Origin of the sequence: Pseudomonas gingeri (genome assembly GCF_013386165.1) — a bacterium.
Lineage (GTDB): Bacteria > Pseudomonadota > Gammaproteobacteria > Pseudomonadales > Pseudomonadaceae > Aquipseudomonas > Aquipseudomonas gingeri_C.
Window position 1 is genome coordinate 1 of record NZ_JACAOS010000054.1, and the last position, 366, is coordinate 366.

At 61.2% G+C, this 366-nt stretch carries 1 protein-coding gene; it reads right to left on the reverse strand.

Features of this window, described 5'->3' with window-relative positions:
* On the reverse strand, nucleotides 1-366 hold a 366-nt coding region (locus HX866_RS34030; protein WP_177141297.1), incomplete at both ends, for an AMP-binding protein.

Below are 366 nucleotides of genomic sequence, written 5' to 3' on the forward strand. Positions count from 1 at the left end.
CTCCTTCCACCCCCAGCGGCACAGGTTCGCCCTGGGCATCGAGCACGTAGAGACGGGTGTTACCGACTGGCCGGCCGATGGGAATTGCACCGTTGCCGACCGAGGTAATCTCGTAGGTCGTGGAGAAGGTGGTGGCCTCGGTCGGGCCATAGCCATTGAGCAGGTGCTCGGGAGCACCGTTCGCCAGCACCCGTGCGATCACTGCCGGGTCCAGTACGTCGCCGCCAACAATCAGGTAGCGCAGGCCCGAAAAAGCTTCGCCCAAGCCTGAAGCGTATTGATGGAACAGACCGGCGGTCATCCACAATACCGTCACAGACTGCTCCAGCAAGATCCGCTGGAAATTCACCGGAGAGAGCAAGTCAT